This window comes from Micromonospora sp. RV43 (assembly GCF_001029515.1).
GTDB lineage: Bacteria > Actinomycetota > Actinomycetes > Mycobacteriales > Micromonosporaceae > Micromonospora > Micromonospora aurantiaca.
Genome location: NZ_LEKG01000133.1, coordinates 1 through 21,778 on the forward strand (window position 1 = coordinate 1; position 21,778 = coordinate 21,778).

At 69.4% G+C, this 21,778-nt stretch carries 15 protein-coding genes and 2 pseudogenes; 6 read left to right on the forward strand and 11 right to left on the reverse strand.

The annotated features are described in order from the left end of the window. Positions 1-141: 141 nt before the first annotated feature. Entirely contained in the window at positions 142-720 is a 579-nt protein-coding gene (locus tag ABD52_RS26540) for a M23 family metallopeptidase (protein ID WP_082171397.1), read from the forward strand. A 13-nt stretch (positions 721-733) separates the two neighbouring features. Here ABD52_RS26540 and ABD52_RS26545 read toward each other — a convergent pair whose 3' ends face one another. Both ABD52_RS26545 and ABD52_RS26550 read right to left on the reverse strand, forming a co-directional pair. Continuing rightward, a complete protein-coding gene (locus ABD52_RS26545) occupies positions 734-1,915 on the reverse strand; it encodes an aminotransferase class V-fold PLP-dependent enzyme (RefSeq protein ID WP_047893586.1) in 1,182 nt (393 codons plus the stop codon). 89 nt (positions 1,916-2,004) lie between these two features. Continuing rightward, positions 2,005-3,009, reverse strand: coding sequence for a tyrosine recombinase XerC (locus ABD52_RS26550; RefSeq protein ID WP_047893598.1), 1,005 nt, complete (start codon positions 3,007-3,009; stop codon positions 2,005-2,007). A 475-nt stretch (positions 3,010-3,484) separates the two neighbouring features. On the opposite strand from ABD52_RS26550, the gene ABD52_RS26555 reads away from it, so the two are divergent. After that, a complete protein-coding gene (locus tag ABD52_RS26555) occupies positions 3,485-3,826 on the forward strand; it encodes a hypothetical protein (RefSeq protein ID WP_013284600.1) in 342 nt (113 codons plus the stop codon). Between the two features lie 5 nt (positions 3,827-3,831). Here ABD52_RS26555 and ABD52_RS26560 read toward each other — a convergent pair whose 3' ends face one another. The 7 genes and pseudogenes from ABD52_RS26560 to ABD52_RS37630 form a co-directional block, all read right to left on the reverse strand. After that, on the reverse strand, positions 3,832-5,013 hold the full coding sequence (locus ABD52_RS26560) for a DNA-processing protein DprA (RefSeq protein WP_114919654.1): 1,182 nt from the start codon (positions 5,011-5,013) through the stop codon (positions 3,832-3,834). Further along, a pseudogene (locus ABD52_RS26565) lies at positions 5,010-5,498 on the reverse strand (ATP-binding protein); the annotation flags it as partial. The gene ABD52_RS26560 and the pseudogene ABD52_RS26565, both read right to left, overlap by 4 nt. A gap of 392 nt (positions 5,499-5,890) precedes the next feature. Then, positions 5,891-8,602 (reverse strand): ATP-dependent RecD-like DNA helicase, encoded by a 2,712-nt coding sequence (locus ABD52_RS26570; RefSeq protein ID WP_047893587.1) that lies wholly within the window; start codon positions 8,600-8,602, stop codon positions 5,891-5,893. 266 nt (positions 8,603-8,868) lie between these two features. Next, the gene (locus ABD52_RS26575; RefSeq protein WP_047893588.1) at positions 8,869-12,867 is read right to left on the reverse strand and encodes a hypothetical protein; all 3,999 of its coding nucleotides are present in this window, start codon (positions 12,865-12,867) and stop codon (positions 8,869-8,871) included. Beyond that, a complete protein-coding gene (locus tag ABD52_RS26580) occupies positions 12,860-13,291 on the reverse strand; it encodes a DUF6375 family protein (protein ID WP_047893589.1) in 432 nt (143 codons plus the stop codon). Before ABD52_RS26580 ends, ABD52_RS26575 begins: the two co-directional genes overlap by 8 nt. Further along, positions 13,288-14,253: a radical SAM protein gene (locus tag ABD52_RS26585; RefSeq protein WP_200905241.1), complete on the reverse strand. Its 966-nt coding sequence runs from the start codon at positions 14,251-14,253 to the stop codon at positions 13,288-13,290. Before ABD52_RS26585 ends, ABD52_RS26580 begins: the two co-directional genes overlap by 4 nt. Before the next feature lie 323 nt (positions 14,254-14,576). Further along, positions 14,577-17,771: a hypothetical protein gene (locus ABD52_RS37630; protein WP_053065491.1), complete on the reverse strand. Its 3,195-nt coding sequence runs from the start codon at positions 17,769-17,771 to the stop codon at positions 14,577-14,579. Between the two features lie 103 nt (positions 17,772-17,874). Between ABD52_RS37630 and ABD52_RS39865 the strand changes: the two genes are divergently transcribed. Next, a complete protein-coding gene (locus ABD52_RS39865; RefSeq protein ID WP_161801643.1) occupies positions 17,875-18,048 on the forward strand; it encodes a hypothetical protein in 174 nt (57 codons plus the stop codon). 111 nt (positions 18,049-18,159) lie between these two features. Here ABD52_RS39865 and ABD52_RS41745 read toward each other — a convergent pair. Continuing rightward, positions 18,160-18,638 (reverse strand): annotated as a pseudogene (locus ABD52_RS41745) (hypothetical protein). A 505-nt stretch (positions 18,639-19,143) separates the two neighbouring features. Here ABD52_RS41745 and lexA point away from each other — a divergent pair. Then, complete coding sequence (gene lexA, locus ABD52_RS26610) at positions 19,144-19,794, forward strand: transcriptional repressor LexA (RefSeq protein WP_047893594.1); 651 nt, start codon at positions 19,144-19,146, stop codon at positions 19,792-19,794. A gap of 59 nt (positions 19,795-19,853) precedes the next feature. Here lexA and ABD52_RS26615 read toward each other — a convergent pair whose 3' ends face one another. Next, positions 19,854-20,102, reverse strand: a complete 249-nt coding sequence (locus ABD52_RS26615; protein WP_053065492.1) for a helix-turn-helix domain-containing protein — start codon at positions 20,100-20,102, stop codon at positions 19,854-19,856. Between the two features lie 186 nt (positions 20,103-20,288). Here ABD52_RS26615 and ABD52_RS39345 point away from each other — a divergent pair, with 186 nt between their 5' ends. Both ABD52_RS39345 and ABD52_RS26620 read left to right on the forward strand, forming a co-directional pair. Further along, a complete protein-coding gene (locus ABD52_RS39345; RefSeq protein ID WP_152748328.1) occupies positions 20,289-20,951 on the forward strand; it encodes a hypothetical protein in 663 nt (220 codons plus the stop codon). 41 nt (positions 20,952-20,992) lie between these two features. After that, on the forward strand, positions 20,993-21,214 hold the full coding sequence (locus ABD52_RS26620) for a hypothetical protein (protein WP_047893596.1): 222 nt from the start codon (positions 20,993-20,995) through the stop codon (positions 21,212-21,214). Positions 21,215-21,778 lie beyond the last annotated feature (564 nt).

The following is a 21,778-nucleotide window of genomic DNA, read 5'->3' on the forward strand; positions in this document are numbered from 1 at the left end:
AGGGTGCCCGGGGTGGGCAGGGTGGTCGGCGTGCGTTCCTCGATCTCTTACGCCGTGGTGTTGTTCCTCGTCGTCTGCCTGCCGGGCGCCCTCGCGCCGTCCCGGGCCGTGGTGCCGTCGCCCTCGGCCGGACCGTCGCCGTTGTCGTCCCGGGTCGGGGTCTACTCGCTCGCGGTCGGGCCGTCGCCGGCTGCACCCGCGCGTGGGCCGGATGGTTCCGCATCAGCGGGTGCCCCGGCTCCTGGTGCTTCGGCGGCTGGCGGCTCGGCTGCGGGACTTCGGGGTGCGCCTGCCGGGCCGTTCCGGTGGCCGCTGCCGGGCGCGCCCCGGGTGGTGCGGCGCTTCGACCCGCCGCCGCAGCCCTGGCTGTCCGGGCACCGGGGCGTCGACCTCGCCGCGGCACCCGGTGCCCCGGTGCTGGCGGCCGGCGCCGGGACCGTCCTGTTCGCCGGCACCGTCGCCGGCCGGCCGGTGCTCACCGTCGGCCATTCCGACGGGCTGCGCACCACATACGAACCGGTCCGCTCCCGGCTCACCGCCGGTACCCCTGTGGACGCCGGCACGCCGGTCGGCGACCTGCTCGCCGGGCATCGGGGCTGCGCCGAGGCGGCCTGCCTGCACTGGGGACTGCGACGCGACGCGGAGTACCTCGATCCGCTGGCCCTGCTCGGGCTCGGTCGCGTCCGGTTGCTGCCGCTGCACCCCGTCCCCGCCGGGTGATCGGGTGTGTTGCTCAGCCCTGGGCGAGCAGCGTGGGCAGCCGGACGGCCAGCCGGTCGTACTCGTCGGGGGTGTTGTAGACCTGGCCGCACAACCGCAGGTAGCCGCGCCCGTTCCAGCCGGCGATCGACACCTCGGCGGAGAGCCGGTCCGCGATCCGGGCCCGCAGCTCCCGGGCCGCGTCCAGCGTCGTCGCGACACCGGGCGGCAGCGGCACGAGCCGCATGGCGACCGCCGGTCCGCCGGGCTCCGGCAGCCGCTCGGGCGCCACACCGAGCGCGTCCCCGACGACCCGTTGCCCGTACGCGGCCAGCGCCGCGTTGTGCGCGCGTACCCGGTCCACGCCGAGGCTGCGCAACGTGAACAGGCCCACCGGGGCGGCCAGCCAACCGGTGTAGTCGAGCGTCGCCTGCCACTCCACCCGAACCGGGAAGCCGCTGTCCTGCTCCCACGAGACGACGAGCGGCTGGATCTTCTCCCGCCACTGCGGCGCCACCACGAGCACGGCGGTGCCGCGTGGCGCGTACGCCCACTTGTGCAGGTTGCCGACCCAGAAGTCGGCGCCGACCGAGGCGACGGTGGCCGGCAGCATGCCCGGCGCGTGGGCGGCGTCCACCAGCACCGGCACGCCCTGCTCCCGGGCCACCGCGACGATCGCCGCTGAGGGGAACAGTCGGGCGGTCGGGGAGGTGAGCTGGTCCACGATCAGCAGCCTGGTACGCCCGGGGCGCAGCCCGTTGCGGAGGATCTCCACCACCTCCTCGTCGGTGGCGGTCAACGGCACCGGCAGGGTGCGGTGCACCGCCCCGGTGCGGCCGCACTCCCTGGCGATCGACAGCGCCACCGCCCCGTACCCGTGGTCGGTGGTCACGATCTCGTCGCCCGGGCGCAGCGCCAGCGACTGCAACACCACGGCCGCGCCAGTGGTGGCGTTGCCGACGAGCGTGGTGCCCTCCGGGTCGGCGCCGAGGAACGTGGCCAGGTGCCGCCGGGCGTGGGCGATCCGGTCGACCAGGCCCTGCGTGAAGAACCGCAGCGGGTTGGCCTCCATCTCGTCGCGCAGGCGCTGCTGGGCGCGTTGCACGGCGATCGGTACGGCGCCGAACGATCCGTGGTTGAGGTGACTGACGGAGGGATCGAGGGAGAAGAGCAGCCGAGCCCCGGGAATCGGCTCGGGTGGCTGCGGCACCGTCATCAGTCGATCCTAGCCCGAGATGGATCATGCGCCGGCCGGATTCCGCCCGCTGACCGGTGCCACCGACGCTGCCTGCGCGCTCTCGGCGGTCAGGCGCGGGGGTGCGCCTGCCGGTACGCGGCGCGGAGCCGCTCGACCGAGACGTGCGTGTAGATCTGGGTGCTGGCGAGCGACGAGTGCCCTAGCAACTCCTGCACGGCGCGCAGGTCCGCGCCCCCTTCGAGCAGGTGCGTCGCTGCCGAGTGGCGCAGCCCGTGCGGCGTCACCCGCGGTACCCCGGCGGCACCGGCCCAGCCGGACACGATCCGTCGCGCGGTGGTCGGGTTGAGCCGTCCACCCCGCGCCCCGAGCAGAAGCGCCCGGCCCGAGCCCGGGGCCAGCAGTGCGGGCCGGCCGTCGCGCAGCCAGGCGTCAAGGGCCCGCTGGGCCGGCACCCCGTAGGGCACCGCCCGCTCCCGCCCGCCCTTGCCCAGCACGCGTACCACCCGGCGAGCCTGGTCGACGTCGCTGACGTCCAGGCCGCACGCCTCGCTGATGCGTACCCCGGTGCCGTAGAGCAGTTCCAGCAGCAGCCGGTCGCGCAGCAGCACCGCGTCGGGCGGTCCGTCGCCGGCCGGTTCGCCGGATGCCGGTCCGGCGGCCGTTCCGTGGTCGCGTCCGAGCCCGGTGCCCTCGGGGTGGACCGTCGAGCGGTCGGCCCCGGGCGGGCTCCGGCGCTGCCGCGACGGGGCCTCCACCAGAGCGGCGGCCTGGTCGGCCCGCAGCACGGTGGGCAGTTCCCGCCGGGCCCGAGGGCTGGCCAGCGGCGCGGCCACGTCGTCGGCGAGCAGGCCGGTCCGGTGCGCCCAGGCGCTGAACGTCCGGGCCGCGGCGGCGCGCCGCGCCATCGTCGTCCGGGCCGCGCCCATGGTCCGCTGCTTCGCCAGCCAGCTGCGCACCACGGCGAGGTCCAGCTCCGGCAGTTCGGCGCAGCCCATCCGGACGGCGTGGTCCAGCAGCGACACCAGATCCGTGACGTAGGCCCGGACGGTGTGGACGGAGCGGTTGCGCACCCGCGACAGGTGGTCGGCGAAGTCGTCCACCGCCTCGCGCATCGAGGCGGGCAGTTCCTCGTGCGCCTCCCGGGTGCCGCGCTGCCGCTTGCTCACTGCGGCACCCGACCCAGGCGTACGGGGTCGCGGCGGGGGAGGCGGCCGGCGATCACCGCCCCAGCGTAAGGCCGGAGTGCCGCCGTGTGCCGTGCCGCCCGACGCCACACCGCCCTCGCCGTGGAGTCGCCTGGCCGCCGTGCCGGTCCGGCCGTCGCTTCCGCTTTCGCGGTGCCGGCCCGTCGCCCGTGGGTTGTGCCGTCCGCCACGTCGGCCGGGTCCTTCCGGCGTGGGATAGGTGCCGACGCGCTGAGCGGGGTGGCAGAAGCCGGTCTGGACAGGGGAAACTCATGCTGCGGCACACTCCGGTGCGGCGACCGGCGGGCAGCGTGGCCGAGCCGGCCCCGACGGAGGGTCGATCCGGCCGCGATCAGGCGAACGCGTCCCCGTGACGGTGACGCCGGTACGAGGAGGGCCGAGAGTGGGAGTGGACGCCGTCCTCTACCGGCAGATATCGGCGGGCAACGGTCGTCGGCGGCCCGCGTACGTCTCGATCGAGGTCGTGGCGGACCCGCAGGACGTGCTGCTCGACCTGCTCAAGCGTGTCCGCGGCGGTGGCCGGACCCCGCTGCTCGACCGTGTCGACCCGCTCGGTGAGCTGACAGTGAGCGCCGAGCGAATGCCGCAACTGCTCGCCGAGCTGCGGTGCCTCGCCGAGGTGGCCGGGGCGCCGGCCGAGGTCGACCACGTCCACCGGCTGGCCCGGCTCGTCCGCCGATGTGCGGAGCGCCTTGACGCCGAGATCCGGTTCGAGGGCGACTGACCCGCTCACGAGCGGGCGACCGGTGGTGGCGGTGCGAGCGCGTAGCCGTCGTCACGGCGTACCACCATCGCCAGTTCCTCCAGCATGGACAGCTTGCGCATGGCGGTGCGCAGGTCCACCCCTGCGCGCGCCGCGACGCTCTCCAGGTCGAGCGTTCGGCGGCGGGGTAGCGCCTCCAGCACCTGGGTGGCCTCCTCGTCGAGCCGGTCCCGAGGACGCTCGGGGGCCCGGGCGGGCGGCGCCAGGTCGTACCCGATCCGCCCCACCTCCTCCAGCACGTGCGCGACGTTGGTGACCAGCCGCGCCTCCGGCCGCTCCCGCAGCACCTCGTGCCCGCCGACCGACATCGCTGAGGTCACCGGCCCCGGCACCACCATCGCCGGCCGGCGCAGGCCGAGCGCCCGGTTGAGCGTCTGGGTCGCGCCGCTGCGCGCGGCGGCCTCGACGAGGACAGTGCCGTTCGTCGCCGCCGCTATGACCCGGTTGCGGATGAGGAACCGTGGCCGCAACGGCTCCGCCCCGGGAATCCACTCGCTCACCAGCAGGCCGGTCTCGGCGATCCGGTCGAACAGCGCGGCGTTGCCCATCGGGTACGGGCGGTCCACGCCGCAGGCGAGCACGGCGACGGTGCGGCCGCCCGCTGTCAGCGCCCCGCGATGTGCGGCGGCGTCGATGCCGAACGCCCCACCGGACACGACTGTCCACTCCCGGTCGGCCAGGCCGTAGCCCAGCTCGGTGGCGATGTGCGCGCCGTAGGGGGTTGCCGCCCGCGCGCCGACCACCGCCACCGAGCGCGCCAGCGCCTCACCGAGCGACCACGCTCCGCGTACCCAGAAACAGAGCGGCGGATCGGTCTCCACGTCGACCCGCCGGGTGGCACCGGAGAGCGCCAGCCGGCGCAGGTCGCCGACCTGAGCCGGCCACTCGTCGTCCTCCGGGGTGACCAGGCGGGCGCCGAGCCGTTCGCCGCGGGCCAGTGCCTCCGCGGCGACCGTCCGGGCGTCGCCGGAGACGCCGCGCGCCGCGACGGCCGACCGCAGTGTCCGCTCCGGCGCCTCGCCGGACAACAGCAGGTCGAGCGTGGCGACCGGTCCGATCCGCTCGACCAGTGCGTACACCGACCGGGTGCCGGGCTCGGCGAGCCAGGTGAGCGCGACCCGCGCCAGCCGGCGGTCGTCGGCGCTCACGCGACCTCCCCGGTCCTGAGCTGGATGGCCTCCGCCACGTCGTCGTGGCCGGGCCGGTCCCGCCCGTCCAGGTCCGCGATGGTCCAGGCGAGACGGAGTACGCGGTCGTAGCCGCGCGCGGACAGCGATCCGGTGTCGAGCCGGCGGCGCAGATCCGTGGTGACCCGGGCCGGCAGGTGCCACGGCGGCCGGCGCAGGTACGGGCCGTGGACGTCGGCGTTCACCCGATGCCCGGTGGCCGCCCAGCGATCGGCGGCGGCGTGCCGCGCGGCGACGACCCGGGCGGCGACGGTGGCCGAGGACTCCTGCGCGGCGTCGGTGCTCAGCAGCTCCGCCGCGCGTACCGCCGTCAACCGGACCTGCACGTCCACCCGGTCGAGCAGCGGACCCGACAACCGTCCCAGGTAGCGTCGCCGGGCCAGGGGCGGGCACTCGCAGTCGACGTCGCCGGAGGGCTTCGCGCACGGACAGGGGTTGGCCGCCAGCTTATGCGGCGGGTCTAAAAGCGTTCAGTGTTCAAATTTCTAGCGGACGCTGCGCCGCCGCGGGGGCCACGGTCGGGCGCCGGGTCGAGCTGGTCTAGGACGGGCAGCGGAGCATTCCTGCACCGTGTCTAGGGAAGCTTGGCGGGAACTGGTCGATGCACGACTGTCGGCACATTCCTGCGCGCTGCGGATGGCCCGGGACATCCGCTGCCTGATGCTGCGGCTCGACCGGGCTCAGCGTCACAGTCTCGCGGAGACCGTCCGGCGGCATCACATATCACGTGCTTAAGGTCGCTCGGCGACATCGTGTTACGAGGCCGGGCTGTGCTCCGGCACCCTCGGTGGGCACCGGCACGGTTAACGGCCACGCCAGGCGACGCCAGTCGCGTTGCTCAGCGGCGCCGCGACCGGGTAAGCGGTGTGAGACCGCGGCGACGTGACAGCAGCGCGACGTCCTTCGGGCTCTCGTTTCGTTGGAGGCCGCGCAGGACGGCGTGTTGGGTCTCCGGCGTCCAGAAGATCCGTAGGTCCTCGCGCGCACGGGTGACAGCCGTGTAGAAGATGTTGTGCGTGATGTCGTCCTCGTTGGCGTCGGTGATGACGATCTTGACGGAGTCGTACTCGAGGCCCTGCGCCTTGTGGATCGAGACGGCGTAGGCGACCTGGAACGGGACGGCGGTGTTGAGCGAGTCGTCGTCCGCATCGCTGGTGTCGTGGTCGTAGACGCAGAAGCGCACGGTTGATCCCTCCACCCACTCCAGATCATCGCCGACGACGTCGAACTCGCTGAGTGGACGGTCGAGTTCGACGTCGAACTGGATCTGACCGGGGGTCAGGGTGATGTCGACGATTCGCCCCTTCAGGTTGTTGTAGATGACCGGCCGGAACCGCTCGGCCTCGTTGAACAGGACCGAGTCTCCGATCTTGTAGGTGGAGTCGCGCCAGATGATCGGCGGGTTCGGGTTGCTGCTCTGCAGGAATCGGTTGATGTTGTTGATGCCGTAGAGGCCGTCGTAGTTCAGGCAGAGGATGATCTCGTCGTCGCGCTGGGCCTTGAAGAGTGACGTGTCGAGCACGGTCGAGTAGCCGTTGCGGGCGATGGTCTCGGCGATGTCGTCGTCGAGGTTGCGGACCTTGCCCCAGAAGCTGAGCAGTGACGTGTTCGTCGTCCGGAACGGGGTGGTCAACTCGAACGTCGAGGTGCCGGGGATGAACGAGCGAATGATGCTGAACCAGTTACCGAACTGGATCGACTCGATCTGGTAGACGTCGCCGACGAGCACGAGCAGCCGGAAGGATGTCTGCTCCAGCACCTTGAGCAGGTCAGCGTTGCTGACGGTACTGCATTCGTCGATGACCAGGACGTCGTACTCGGGGTCGGAGCCGGTCCGGCGGATGTGGCTGCTGATCGTCCGGAAGGTGGAGTCCTGGGCGGTAACCTTGCGCTTGAGGTTGTTCATCGCCGGGTTGGTGTGGGCGAGGAACAGCTTCGACTTGTCGTTGAAGTAGCTCGCGATGTGGTCGACCATCGTCGACTTGCCGGTGCCGGCCGCGCCGTAGATCAGCGCCACCTTCGACTGGCTGAACAGTTGCTTCAGCGCTTCGCTCTTGAACTCGTCATCGATCCCGCGGGGCTTCTCGCCGAGCCAGCGCTCGACGGCCGTGGAGTATCCGTCGATCCCCGAGGATGCGAGCTGCTGCAACTTCTCGACGATGGCGAAGGTGTCGTCCTCGTAACCCCGGATGAAGACGTGCCCCTTGTCCAGAACGAGCTGCCGCTCCGTGTGCTTGTAGTAGATGTGGCTGTTGTAGGCGGTGACCAGCGCGCTGACATCCCCGAAGTCCTCAAGATCCGTCACTGGTGTGTAAAGAAGCCCGCGGCGCTCGACGTTGTTTTTGACATGCCGGGCCAGCAGCTCGTGCTTGCGGGTGGTGGCATCGAGGCTCTCGGCCAGGTCCCAAAATCGCGGGTTGTGGCCCGGCAGCGAGGTGCAGAAGGGCATCTCGTCGAACGGGATGCAGCCGTACTGCAGGTTCAGCCCGGACAGACGGGCGCAGCCGTCCCAGCTGTACTGCCGCCTCAGCACGAGGTTGTTCATCTGCAGCATGAGGTAGCGGATGACGTTGTGGCCTGGCAGACGCGAGCGCACGATACGGCGTGCCTCGTCCAGCACGGTGAAGATCTGCGGCGACTTGACGAGCGCTGTGCCCTGGGCCCTCGTCGCGCTGTACTGGTCGTCAGGCATGTCGATCAGGTCGAGCAGGCTGCCGGCGCTAGCCGTCAGCCCTTGCATCAGGTAGACGTACTCCGGGGAGCTGATCCGGATGTCGGTGAAGGTGCCGAACAGGCGTGCGAAGTTGTCGAACTCGCACGGGCGGATCGAGACCTCCCACGTGCGGATCACCGTGATTGGCATCGTCTGATCGAGGACGTCGATCGCGTCGTGCTGGAGCGTCAGCATCGCCGCGTACTTGTCGGTCATGTCGATGTCGGTGAAGGCGATGATGCGGTCAGTCTTGTTGACCTTGTTGACGGCCCGGTAGAAGGTGACCTCGTAGTAGATGCGCCCGTCGACGAAAAACGGCCGGGTCTTGTGGATGTAGTACCGGGCGCGCGGGTTGCCGTCGACGGGCGTAGACCGGAGCGCGTTGATCCGTGCGGCGATCTTCTCGTGGTACTCGCGCAGCGAGGGGTCGAGATCGATCGGGAACGACTCCAGGTTGGCCAGCACCGGGATGCCGCAGTTGTCCTTGAGCAGGGTGCGGATGCGCAGGAGATACTCGTAGTACTTGAGCATCAGCCGCTCCGAGGAGTCGCCGTCCAGGGTGTAGTGGGAGGCGCTGATCTGGATGAGCTTGTGGAACTTGCCGAGGAAGTTCAGCCTGGCTCTGGTCTTGACGAAGGCGAGTCCGGGATCAATGGCCGCGTAGTTGAACTCGGCATCGTCCTCACCCGTATGCAGGCGCACGGCGACGCCTTCGACCAGGTTGCGCAGCTGGGCAAGCAGGTTCTGCGACAGCAGCGCACGCTGATCCGTGAGCGATGCGATGTTCTGGCAGATCGCCTCATCCACACGCTGGATCTGTTCGCCGACCGTGATCATGACGCTGCCCGTCTCCGTCGCTAGGGGTGATCCTGGAGTACCGCTCAAGGTAGGTGGTGAGGCGGGCGAGCGCGCGCTGTTTTCCGGCACCCCTGACCCGTGGGCGCTACTGCGGCGCGAGCGGCAGACCCCCTTCGGCATGATGACCGATTCTGATTCGGCAAGCGCCGTTCGCGGGATGCCGCACCTGTACCGGGACTTCGGCGAATCTAGTTGATGTAGATGCTTAGTCCGGGCGCCGTGCTGCGGTGCGCGGGCGCCGGATGCTACGAAAGGTCGAGGTGCCGGACCTCGCGCCATACCTGCTTGTTGGCCTCCCATGCCTGTGCGATCCATGGTGGACGTCGGGAAGGGAACGGGCGGGGGTGCCGTTCACCCCACCACAGCAGGACCAGATGCCGTCCCCGGGCGTACTGCTGGAGCACATCGCGCCGCAGGTACAGCAGGTGGCCGGTCATCCGTGGCGGGGGACCGTAGGACAGGCTCGCGGGTGCGCCCGCCTGATCGAACTGGTGGAACGCCTGTGGCCCGGCGCGTAGCCGCATCGCCTGCGACAGTGACTTCGACGGGACGAGAACCGTCCCGATGCCGGTCTCGGACGGGTCGTAGCCTTGCCAGGTGATGCGGTGCGCGAGCACCTCCACCTCGACCTCGGTACCGCCGATATTCATCGATCTGCCGTACGGGTTGCCCGGCCACACCTCGTGGGCGTTGCGTGCGAAGTCCGGATGCCACGGGACCTCTCCCGCGAACGTGTAGTAGTCCTGCGGCGGCTCCGGGAACCAGTGACGCCCGGGGTAGTCCGCCTTGGTGACCGCTTCGGTGATCGCATCGGCGTCTGCCTCGGTCGCCAGCAGCGCGAACAGCATGCCCCACACCCGCCGGCCGGGTCCCTGTGCGCTGGTCTCCAGATGCCCGCCGACGGCGATCCACGGTCCTTCATGCTCGCCGAGCCGTGGAGCTTCGACCAGTTCCGGGGCCAGGTCGACGGCGCCGTCGACCACCCAGTCCTCGACGCGCGGCGGACTGGTTCGCGCCCAGTCGGGCACCGTCGCCGGCAGCGGCGTCAGACGGTCGGGGAACGACGGATCGACCGGCAGGTCGGAGATGCGTTCCTGATCCGGGGAGCGCTCGCCGCCGGCTTCCATCCGCCCCGCCGTGGCGTAGAAGCCGATCCAGCTATACTTCTTCCCGTAGCGCTCGGTGTTACCGGTGCCGCGGGACCGGGCGGCGTAGGTCGCGTTTTCGATCTGGTCGTCGATCGGGCCGAAGGTGGCCTCCCGCCAGCCCAGCGCCCAGATGATGCCTCGGATATCGGCGAGCAACTGCACGTAGCGGGGATGGTCGCGGTCGTAGTTGGCTCGGTCCTCGAGCAGGCTGCCGATGGTGTAGTTCTCGAAGTCGGGTTGCAGGACCGCGCTGACTTCGTCGCTGCGTGGGTCGCCGGCCGGCAGCGGCTCGGCGGTCGCGGGAAGGCCGAACACGGCGTCGTCCGGTGTCGGGATGCCCGCGGGCAGGGCGTCCGGCCGGAACTGGTGCGCGAACTGGATGATCCCGCGGACGTAGAGCCTGATGAGCCAGTCATCGGTGGGTCGGGTCGCGGCGGGTCCGAGCAGCGTGTCGCGCAGCCCGGTGAGTAGTTCAGGAAGAGCCGTGAGGTCGGTGGCGTTGCGCTGGTGGGCCAGTACCACGCCGTAGGCCGCCGCGACGGTGCCCTGGCCGACGTACCGGTCGTTGATCTCCAGAGCTTCGAGGGTGAGTGCGAACAACTCGTCCGGGCAGCGCCGGCCGAACCAGTACAGCGTCCGGGTGGCCTGCTCCCGCAACGTGCGCTGGGTGCTGGTCAGTAGCCACATCACCCACCGGGCGCGCAGGTGGTCCCGCTGGTCGGTCGTCTCGGCCGTGCTCCAGCGCTGCTGCAGATCGCGCAGGTCCTTGGCCAGGTCCTGCCATCGTGACCGGGTCCATTCCGTCCAGACGAGGTCGCGGTGCGCGACTTCCATCCCGCTCAGCGTGTCGTGCAGGAAGGCCGCGTTGAGCGGATGGGAGAGAGCGCCCCGCAGCAGTTGCCAGCTGGTGAACAGCCGGCTGTGATCGGCGCCGGGATCGCGCAGGAGATCACCCAGTGCGTCGACGGTGGCCGCGTCGAGGTAGCGGGCCTCAAGCGCCGTGGTCAGCGGGAGCGCACGACTGCGCAGCGGCTGCGGGACCAGGGTCCACAGTTGCTGGTGCCGGCGCCGTGGCAGCAGGCCTGCGAGGGCGGCGACGATGTCCTCGGCCAGCGGGTGTGCCGCATCGCGGCCGGTGGTGAGCGCATCGATGGTGGCCGGGTCGCCGAGCCACTGTTCGATGGCTGGACGGTTCCGTGCCGTGATCAGCGAGTCCGCGATGATGTGCCCGGCCAGCGCGTCGAAACTGATAATCATGCCGAATTTGCCGGGCCGCGCGCGTATCGGCGTGCGCAGCAGAATGCCTTCCTGCTCGAGCAGGCCGACCATGCTGGTGTCCCAGTGCGGATCCTGGTCGACCAGCTGCCGGAGCCGCTCGAACTCGATGCCGTGGGCGCGCCGATCCCACAGCAGGTTTCCGATCTTCGCCAGTGCTGCGTGCACGTCGGCGGCGTAGACCCGGCGGTGTGCGGGAGCCAGCTGGGCGATGCGATCGGCGGCCTGGTCCAGGTATCGGTCGAAGACCGCGGTGAGCGAGCCGGGCATGGCTTCCAGGCCGACGACCTCGCGCCGGTCGGGGTTGGTCACCTCGCAGAAAAGCCGCAGCGTCAGCGGGTTGTCAACGACCTGTTCCGGCAGGTCCGCGTCGGTTGTGTCGATCCGGTAGTGGGCGAAATAGCGGTCGAGCGCCGGCTGCCGGTCGCTGCCGAACCCGTCGATCGTCAGCTGCCGCGTTCCCGCGGGCAGGCATTCGTCGACGAACCTCCTGCGCAGCGTCACGACCAGCAGCACGTGCGGGTAGTGGGCCAGGAGCGGCTCGACAGCGCCGAGCAGATACTTCCAGCCGCGGGGGTCCTCCGCCTCATTCAGTCCGTCGATCACGAGCGGAAGCCGCCGCTGGGCGCGTTCGCCGGCGGCATCGAGCGCGGCTAGCAGAGCCTCCATGGTCGGACAAGCCCGGCCACCGATCGACACCGTCTGCGCGAGATCGTCGAGGGTGTCCCGGGTGCCGAGCTGACGGCCGTGCAGGAAGATGCCCGCGGGGCGATCGCCGCCGTCGGCGGTGAGCTGGGCGGCGAGGTGGGTCTTGCCGTTACCCGCGTCGGCGACGACCGCGACCAGCCGGACGTCGAGATGGTCCTCGATGGCCATGATTAGGGCGTGCGCGTTGTCCAGGTCGTCCAGCGCATTGGTCGCCGGCAGCGCCACCGCGCTGCGGGCGTTGCGCAGCTTGCGCAACAACACGCGATGCTGCGTACTTACCCGGGGAGTAGTGACGTAGCGGCTGCGGAGCGCCTGCCAGTCCGCCCGTTCGAGATCGGCGGCCACCGCCAGGCACTGGTCACGGCTGGCGGCGAGCGTCGCGACGAACGCCTCGGTCTTGTCACGCAGAACAGCGGGTACGTCGGCCGGTAGCCCGGCGGCCAGCCCGGCGCCCGCGATCTCGAGTGTCGATGCGGCGGCGCTGAGCTGCATCCGCGCGCCGCGGTCGCCGAGCATCCGCTGAATGGACCGTTCGGCGTTGACCGGCTGGTGAGCTTCGGGCAGCCAGCGGAAACGGACCGGGGCGACGGCACGTTCATGGAGCTCCCGCAGGGTTTCCCGGGTCAGGACGAGTTCACCGAAGTAGGTCTCTCGGTACAGCTGCCCCGGGCCGGCCAGATGCTCCTCGACGTTCGCGCTGGTCCACAGGGTCAGTCGCATGTTGCCGGCGAGCGGCTTCAGCGCGTAGAACCACTCCTGGTCCTTCTTGGTGAGGGGATGGCGTGTCCACAGCACCCAGTCGGTCAGGCCCGGCAGATCGCGGACGGTGTCCTTGACAGCCTTCTCGATCTTGTCTCTCCGGGTGGTACCGATCGCCCGCCCTGGCGGGAGCTCGTACCATCGGCACTGCCAGCCGAACCACCGACCCGCCTCGCCGAGCGCGCAGTCCTGGTCGAGTCTGAGATGGAACTCGATGCCAGCCTGATTGGCGGTGGCCTTGAAATCCCCGCGCGCACCGTAGTGGCGGTGCATCAGATGGCGGCAGAGCATCTCGAAGTTGTAGGTGGCGGCGCCCGGCAACCGGCCGAAGGTGTCCCAGCCGACGCTACCCATTGCGTCGCACCCCGTCGTCGTCGAGGCGCTTTCCCTCCTCCGGGAAGTCGTGGGCGGAGAACATCTCGATGCGCGCGCCCTTGGTGAGGAGGATCTTGATGTAGGCCTGGACTTCGGTCTCGTCGGTACGGATCACCACCGAGTCCCCGCGTGCCACGACATTGGCGCTGTACGCCAGCTGTTCGAGCTCGGCCGGGCCGAGGCTGTGCACCTCGAGGGCTTGGAGCAGGGCGAGCATCGAATCACTGAACCGGGACGGCGGCTTGCCGTACTCGATCCTGCCGGCGTCGAGGTCGTCCTGGACGCCGGAGGCCAGCCGGTCGATGAGCTCCTTCGCGGCGCCCGCCTCGCCCACGGAGGCGAACTTGCCGACCATGACGAGGTTCATGGAGTGTTCGGAGCCGTAACCCCACCAGATCCTCACGGGGTGGCTCCGGTGGTCCGCAGGACCGACAGGGCCGCCATGACACCGTCCTTTCCGATCGGCGATCCGCCGGCCTGGTACGAGGATCCCTTCAGGACGCCGTCGGCGGTGATGTGAGCGTAGGCGTCCAGTGGCTGCTCTCCCGGGACCGGCGCGGTCACCGGCAGCCCATTGATGCCGGTCGCGCCGATCGTGACCGCCAGCGGTCCCCGATAGCGGTCCAGCCAGGCCCGCATCTCTGACAGCGTGACCTGGTCGATGCCGTGCCAGCGGGCTGTGGGTTGCTGCGGGAGAAGCAGGAGTTCGCGCGCACCGGCCTGCGTCGCCACGCCGGCGACCTGGTCGAGCTCGTGCACCGTCCGCTCGTTGACCACGACATTGATGCCGAACGGCGCCACGTCCCGGACATCCGCGAGGCGGTCGAGCAACGCGCCGAACGGTCTTCCCCGTAGCCGTTCGTAAGTCTGCCCCACGCCGTCCATGCTGATCCGGATGAAGTGCACCGCGCCGGCGAGCCGGGTACAGACGGAGGCCGTGAGATGGTGACCGTGACTGGTGAAAGTGACGGCGAGATCTGTCTGCGCTGCGACGAGGTGGCACAGCTCGGGAAAGCCGGTGACCAGTGTCGGCTCGCCGCCGCCGAACCCGACCCCGAAACAGCCGTGCGCGTCGAGTTCCTTCGCCCACGCCACCACGGTGGCGGTGTCGTGGCGGCCTGGGGTCTTGGGCGCATAACAGTAGGAACATCGCAGGTCACACGCGTTGGTCAGGGCCACCGAGACCTGCCGCGGCGCGAGAGCGACGGACTCGTCGGTCCCCGGCTGATCGATGAACAAGTTCATCCCGGTTCGGCGATCGAACACATGCGTGCCGAGCGCGGTGCGGCGAGTCTTGATCCCGGCCCGCGCGCCAGCCGGTCCGGCCGCTCCCACCGGGGCGGTCTGCGCGGAATCTGCTGCCACCCCACCGCATCCCTTCGGAGCCCCTGCGTACGGACGGTGCCTGAGCGTTACGTCCGGCAGTACATAGTGCCACGCGCGGGTTCCTGCCCGACCGCCGGTCACCGCTTCGGACCGGGAGATCGCAACCACGCGATGAGGGCCGCCTGGTTCATGCAAATCGCCCCGCCGCTTGTGTCTCAGCTTCCCGCGGAGCCGAACCATGGCGACGCGCCCGCGCGTGCGGGCCGGGCCGGGGTCTCGCTGGTCGCCTTGAGCTACTTCTTGAACTCGCTGGATCGGTCGCAGAATCCAGCGAGTTGACCTCAGGTTGAGGGCTGACCGGGTCAGGCGAGATCCGCCCAGCTCCATGGGGCGGATGGGTTGCCGTCGGGATCGCGACCATAGCGAAAACGCGCGGCTGTGCCCGGTTCCAGCCGAAGGTAGGACTCCAGACGTAGGTAGAAGGTGAAATGGCCGGTGTCCGCGAGGCGGGCGAGCAAGGACCGAAGTGGCGCGGCAGCTCCGGCCTCGTTGAGCGCCGACACCAACATCTCGACCGCGCTGGGCCGTTCGAGGTCCACGGCGGCGACGGCTCGCTCGGCCAGCGTCATCACCTGTTCGTCAGCACCGACGCGGGTAAGTGCCTGCAACAACCGCGGCACGTGCGGCGGCCCCGGCTTGGTCTCGTGGACGTCGACGATGCGCGCGGGGCAGCGTGCCAGCAGGATGGCGAGGGCCTGGTCACGACCCGCACGGCGTAGCTCGGTCAGCAGTCGCAGCACATCGCTGGGCTCGGTAAGGCTCGCCTCGGTGGCGACCCGGGCGTCGAGCACGGCTGCGGCGTCGGGCCGCTCCAAGTCTCTCAAGGCGTCGGCCAACTGCACGACGGCCTCCACGTCGTCCACCGCTACGACGTTCCACGGTTCACGGGCGAGGATGTCGTCGGTTCGCCCGAACGCAGCCATGGCGAGCAGCAGGCGCGCCACCCCACGTGCATCGTTTAGCGACACGGTGGTTGCGGGATTCCGGCTCAGTAATCGCTGTGCGGCGACGTCGTCGCGGCGGTCGGCGAGTTCCTCCAGCACCGCGGCCACGAGGTCCGGATCGTCTACCGGAATGTTCGCGGCCAGCTGGGCCTGAATGTCGGCGTGCGGGAGTACCTGCTTCAGGATGCTGAAGGTCTTCGCGTCGGCGATGAGAGCTGGATCGGCGAGAATCCGCTCGATCACGCCTGTCACGACGGTGTCGTCGCACAGAGGCAGAAGCCACAGGCCGGCCTGCAGGTCGGCGATGATCGCCTCCAGGCGCGGTGCGGGCAGTGCGGCTTCCCAGCCGGCGTCGCGTCCAATTTCGACCCCTATGCTACGTGCTTCGCTATGCCACGCCGCTGAAGCATCACCGCCGTATCGGTGCAAGCGCGCTGCCAGCTCGTCGAGCTGCGCAGTGGCGCCGGAGTCGGCGAGGGAACGCCACAAGAATCCGGTGTTGCCGAGGTCGCCGAGATCGACGCGACCTGCAGGGTCCGCGGCGAGGAGGCGTTCACGCTGATCCGTGCTCCCGAACTCGGCGACGTCGCCTAGTAAGGCTCCGACCGCGAATCCGTCCGCCGGATCCATCCGATCGATGGCGGCGTCAAGAACGCCGCGGGCGAGGTCGCCTGCGCCCAGCGCGACCAGATCACGTGCCAGCCAGCGGTCACCCTTGCCGGCCAGCCGGACGGCGAGAGTACGAAACTGGCTCTCCTCGCCGAGGTCTCGGAACTGCCGCAGCAGAGGTGGGGTGTATCTGTTGATCGTCACGTGGGCTGCGGGATCACGAGCCAGCAAGACGCGCAGTAATTCCTCCTCGCCGGCTTCGCGCAGATCTGTCAGGAAGGTGTGAACCGCCGAGGGATCATGTAAGGAGCCTTCGAGCACGGCCCGGTGGCGAACACGTCCGACCAACTCCTGCAGCCCGAGTCGCTCGAAGACGCGGATCAGCTCAGAAGCATGCCGTAAATCGGACAGGGGCACCTCGTCGACGATCCAGCGCGCTGCTTCGGCCGCGCCAGCGGGGTCGACGTCGTCTAGGATCGAAAGCAGTTGTACAGCGGCGCGGTCCGTGCGGTGGCCAGCTGCGTGCCGGAAGAGCACGGCCGCTTCGCGCAGCAGGCCCCGGCCGCGAGCCGCCCCGGCCAGCGCCGCCACATCTCGCGCATCCAGATGAGCGCGGGCCGCCCGCCAAAACGAATCCGGCGGGAGCACGGTGGCTCGTTCCGCAGTGCCGGCCTGCTCCAATGGGTCGGCCAGCACATAGCCGTCGCCGGCGTCAGCACGGGTGAGCGGTCCCCGCACACCGTGGACCGGCGTACCCAGATAGGTGAGGGCACGCTCGAACCAGTCGGTGGGTAGGCCGTCCCGTTGCGCACCGGTGAGTTCGCCAAGGGCGGCGGTAGCGAGGAAGTCCGCGCACATGTCGGACTGCGCGCCGAGGCGCCGGGCATCGACGGCGGCGTGCACGACCGCTTGGGCGCCCGCCGTGGCGGTCTGGTACCTCCGTAGCACCTCGGGCACGCCCGCGAGGTACTGGGTTACCGCCCCGCGATCGGCCCGCTCCGCGGCTTGTCGCAAGCGTGGATCCGCGTCGGCGAGGTCCCGCAACGTTTGCAGCGCAGGTCCGGTGAACGTCGGAGGCACCGGGATCGCGGCGTTGGCGAGCAGCGCTCGCGCCTGGAAATGGGGCTCGTCAAAGTCCCGCGACGTCGGCGCGTTGAACCGCTCCCACTTCTCTGACCAGATAGTGCCCAGCAGCAGCAAAGGGCGCCGTACGTGGTCATCGATCATAGCGCGCAGCTGTAGGGCTGTGGCCTCGTCCAGGAACCGCTGTATCTCGTCGAGCCAGAGGACGGTGCGAGGCCCCAGCGCGCTCAGCGATCTGGTCAGCTCGCCCGCGTCGAGTGGGCGCCAGATGTGCCAGTCGTCGCCGAGGGTACGAACCGCTTCCCAGCAGGCGCGGGTCTTTCCTGTCGACGAGTCGCCCACCAGAACCTGGATGACAGTCTCCCCGGCGGCGGCGCGAGCCACCGCGGCCGCCAGCGCATCGTCGTGGGGGCGCGGCACGTAGCGCGGCAGCAGGTCAACCGCACCGTTGACCGTGATCGCGTCGTGCACGCCGAGGCCGAACGGGTTCTCCGCCCATTGCCGGGCCGGTCGGCCGAGTCGATCACTGGCACGGGCAGCCGCGGCGATCCGCGCGGTGCTGACGCCCGCGGCCCGCACCTGGTTCTCGGTCAGAAACGCCATGCGCCAGCCCGCCTCGTCGAGCAGCTCGGTGACGCGGTCGTCCAGCTTGCCCTGGGCCCGGGCCTCCGCGGCGATCGCATGCACCAGGCCGACGATGTGCTCGATCAGCTGAGGTTTGACCGCGCGGTCGAGCCAGTTCTTGACCGACTGGGCGGAGACGCCCATGGCACGCGCGATGCTGCGCTGCGACGGCTCGCCGCCCAGCTCCGTTTTCCTGAAGGCGGCGAGCTGGCTGACTCGGTCCGCGTAGCCGTCCACCCGTCCACCCTAGGCGTGGACGCCCCATGGTGAGCACTACGGCATACCTGCTCATCGATCCAGATGGTCGCTTCTCGCCCGGGTGCTCACCGACCGTCCCGGCATGACATTTCTCGTGCTGGCCCTCGCCTTGTCGGGCGCCCTCAACATCGCCTTGGCGGCGGGCATCATCGCCGCCGTTGCCGGTCAGAGCCGTTACCGGGCACTGGCCGTTGGCGGCACAGCGTTCCTGGCGGTCCTGACCGTGTTCTTCACCGCCCTGCCGTCGTACACGTGACGGTCTTTCGGCCTTCGACCTGGCGGCGTGCTTGGTGGAGATCCACCGGTCCGGCCGGCGCCCCGGGATGCCGGGTGCGTTCTCGGGAAGCATTTTCGGGAAGTGGCTGGTTCACGGTGTCGCCGCGCCCGACGACCGGCGGCGGGCCCGTGAGGACCGTTGCGGTACGGGTAGGTGGCTGGGACGGGACACGATGACCACGTCGGTGACGCTGGGCAGCGCCAGCAGTGTGTTGCGGGTGGTGCCGTGGTGCTGCACCGAGCCCGACTCCTCGTAGACGAAGACGGCCATCTGCCGGTACGGCTCGTTGCCGGAGAGATAGGCGACGTAGTCGGCGGAGATCTCCTGCTCGAACTTCTTAAATTCGGCGGCCTTGGTCGCGTACTTGACCTCGATCAGCAGACCGAGTGACGGGATGCCGAAGTCGGCCCGGTAGGAACTGTGCCCAATCTGCGCAGGGTTTCCTCATCGACGAGGTCGTCGAAGACCGGGCGCAGCATGAACCAGAGAATGTCCTGGACTTCGCCTTCGGAGGTGACCGGCCAGCGGATCGGCTTCTCGCCGCCGGGGTCGTAGCGCCATCGGCGCATGACGTCGGGGAAGCGGCCGAGCAAGATACCGACGTGGCTGGGGCTGAGCAGGTGTTCGTCGATGCTGGTGGTCACGATCCGAGTCGCGGCCTCGATCAGCAGCGCCCCCGGGAATGCGGCCGGTCGTCCGGGCGGGCGAAGCCGGATCGCGTTGAGGACCCGGGCGCGCAGCTGTCGCAGCTCGTCTGGACCGAGGGCACCCGGCCGGGCGGCGGTTCCGGTCAGCCAGTGCAGAGCAGCAAGATCGACGGCGTCTTCGAGGGTGCTGGAGTCCAGCCGGAGGTTGTTGTCCAAGCCGAGCAGATGCCGGGTGTGTTCCTGGAACAGGTGCAGCAGGGTCGTGGGCGGACGTAGCCGGTCGTCTCGCAGGACGCCGCGCAGCCAGTCGCGCGGCTGCGGCGCGTCGGCCGCGACGGCGTTGACCGGCAGCGCCAAGCCGATGAGGTGTGCGGAGTTGGCGAGCACGTTAGTACGCACGTTCTAAACCCCGTAGTATTGTCCGGGGATGACAACCTCCGATGCTGCCGAAGCTGAGCCGCCCCACATCAGCGCCAAGCAGCAGCGCATCCTGAGTGTGATTCGCGGTTGGGTCCAGCAGCACGGTTACCCACCCACTGTGCGTGAGATCGGCGCAGCGGTCGGGCTTGGCTCTCCCTCATCCGTCGCGTACCACTTGAACATGCTGGAACAGCGTGGCCTCCTGCGTCGCGAGGCAAATGCGTCCAGGGCGGTCGACATCCGTAGGGCGCAGGTTGGTGGGGCATCGAACGGAGCAGGGCGGCCAGGCGTCAAAGTTCCGGTGCTCGGCACTATCGCTGCCGGCGCCCCGATCCTCGCCGAGGAACACGTGGAGGACGAGCTGACACTGCCTCGCACCCTAGTAGGGCACGGCACGCTGTTCGCCTTGATTGTTAAGGGCGATTCCATGATCGAGGCGGCGATCTGCGAGGGAGATTTGGTTGTCGTGCGCCAGCAGGCAGTGGCCGAGAACGGCGACATCGTCGCCGCGATGATCGAGGGCGAGGCGACGGTGAAGGTCTACCGGAGCCGCGACGGCCGCGTCGAGCTGGTACCGCGAAATCCCCTCTACGATGTGATCTCCGCCGATCACGCGGTCATCCTGGGCAAGGTTGTCTGTGTGCTTCGGCGCGTCTAGCGTCCGGCCGACGTCTGCTTACGGACGTCGGTGGCGTTCTCGGTCTGCTGCGATGCCAACTAGTTCGTACGGCTGTCTGTGCAGGCCGTCTGGGCCAGGTCGCCCAATGGCACGCCGACGGCATGCGCGATGCCATGCAGGACGCCGATCGTGCAGTTGATGCGGCCCCCCTCGACCTCAACCAGCATCCGCCGCGAGACGCCGCTGCGCTCGGCGAGGCCCTCGAGGGTGAGATTGGCCGCCTGTCTGGCCTTCGCGACCGCATGGCCGAGCGCCGCAAGGTCCACGGGCGGCGGCGGCTCGATCACAAGAATTCAGGCAAGTCGCCGCCAGAACTCTTGTCAGTGCAGGATAATGCCCTAAATTGGTGGGCATGTGGCCGTCGCCCGTCGCCTCACTGCAGCTCCCTCCGGCGACCAAGCCCAGATCGCAGGGCCGGGGTGGTAGCGAACGAGTTGGGCCGCCGGCCCCCCTGTCTGCAGGACGGCGATGCGATGCTCGACCGTGAGGGGGCCTATCGCGCCTTCGACGACCGCCATCCGTCGGCCCCGTGGGTCAGCGTGCACACCATCGCTGGCAAGGTGGCGAGCCTCCGTCGTGCGGTTTGGCGGGCACTCGTCGACGGCGCCGATGAGAGCATGCACGTAGCGGTGTCACCGACCCAGCTGGTAGCGGCGATCGCAACAGCGTCTGGACGACGTCCGGCGAACAGGGCCAACGTCCAGGCCTCCTTGAGATGGCTGCAGGAGGCGGGACTGCTGAAAATCATCGACCACGGCGACGGCCAGCGCTGCAACACCTACCAACTCTGCCTCCCAAAGCCACGGGGATCGACCCGGCCGCAGCGACCCGCGCAAGATCACCGCCTCCAGGCCTTCGACATCCGTGCCAAAGCATGGAGCCCGCAAAGACGCCGCACCTGGCGGGCTGTGTGGAAGGCGATCCTCGCGGCGGCCGACTCAGAGGGCCAATTCGTCGGCGACGTAGCAGAGCTTGCTGACGCGGCGAGCGACAGGCTCGGCATCGACATCGCTGACGAGACCGTTGCAAAGGTCCTGCGATGGGGTGTTGCCACCCAGCTAACTGATCAAGCTCGCGGCGGACGCAATCCCCTGTATCGAATTAGGACACAACCTGCAGTGAGTTCCGGCTGTTGAGGTTCGTCTCAAACAAGCAGATGGACAGGAGGGGGACGCCGATGACGCGGGACGAGGTTGCGCAGCAGGCAGACGAGCCCATCGACTGGAGTGCCGCCCAGGTGGACACCACGGACCGGCGGATACGGCTGGCCTACACGCTGAGCTTCGACTCCGATGACAAGCTGCACCAGTGGTTGGTGGCCGAAGCGGGCCGGCGGGGAATGAACCCGATCGAGCTGATGCGCGACCGCCTGGGCTCGGCGTACCGGCGCGCCGCCTGAAGTATGCCGTCCAGCGCGGTGACTGCCTATAGTCCGCCGGAGCAGCCGCCCGGTTAGGGGTCGAAGCGCTCATGAGGCCCACGAGCAGTTATGAACGCTTGTCGAGCCTCGCTGTTACCACTCGTGGTGCTGGGATCCGCTGGCCAGGGCTGACCCCTGATGCACGAAGGGCCCGCGTTAGCGGGCCCTAAGGCGGGCGCGGGAACCTTAGAGGGCCTCCTGCGACTCTCAGGTTAGCAACAACCTTGTGGCGCCGCGCACAAAGTAGGCGGAACCAACAGCGGGGCGGCGCCCGCCGTGTTCGCCACCGTCCGCTGTCTTGCCCGAGCCCCCGGCCTGCTGGCCGCCGACAAGATCAGCCCGCACAGCCTGCGGCTAGTGATCGGCTGCCGGGTCGATCACTTCGGCCCTCGGAATTGCGCATAGATCGGTCCTAGCCTCGGTCTTTCACTAACTGTTGATCAAGGCCGCGTGGCGGGTTGTTGATCTTGATCAGTCGGTCGATCGACGTCAGGGCGTGGTGGTAGCCCGACGCGGGGTCGGGTTCCTCCAGAAGCTGTCCGT

Excerpts from the sequence above, each read along its gene's own strand:
- ABD52_RS26545 (WP_047893586.1), bottom strand. The coding sequence starts at position 1,915 with ATGACGGTGCCGCAGCCACCCGAGCCGATTCCCGGGGCTCGGCTGCTC.
- ABD52_RS26550 (WP_047893598.1), bottom strand. The coding sequence starts at position 3,009 with ATGCGCGAGGCGGTGGACGACTTCGCCGACCACCTGTCGCGGGTGCGC.
- ABD52_RS26570 (WP_047893587.1), bottom strand. The coding sequence starts at position 8,602 with ATGATCACGGTCGGCGAACAGATCCAGCGTGTGGATGAGGCGATCTGC.
- ABD52_RS26575 (WP_047893588.1), bottom strand. The coding sequence starts at position 12,867 with ATGGGTAGCGTCGGCTGGGACACCTTCGGCCGGTTGCCGGGCGCCGCC.
- ABD52_RS39865 (WP_161801643.1), top strand. The coding sequence starts at position 17,875 with ATGACATTTCTCGTGCTGGCCCTCGCCTTGTCGGGCGCCCTCAACATC.
- lexA (WP_047893594.1), top strand. The coding sequence starts at position 19,144 with ATGACAACCTCCGATGCTGCCGAAGCTGAGCCGCCCCACATCAGCGCC.
- ABD52_RS39345 (WP_152748328.1), top strand. The coding sequence starts at position 20,289 with ATGCTCGACCGTGAGGGGGCCTATCGCGCCTTCGACGACCGCCATCCG.
- ABD52_RS26620 (WP_047893596.1), top strand. The coding sequence starts at position 20,993 with ATGACGCGGGACGAGGTTGCGCAGCAGGCAGACGAGCCCATCGACTGG.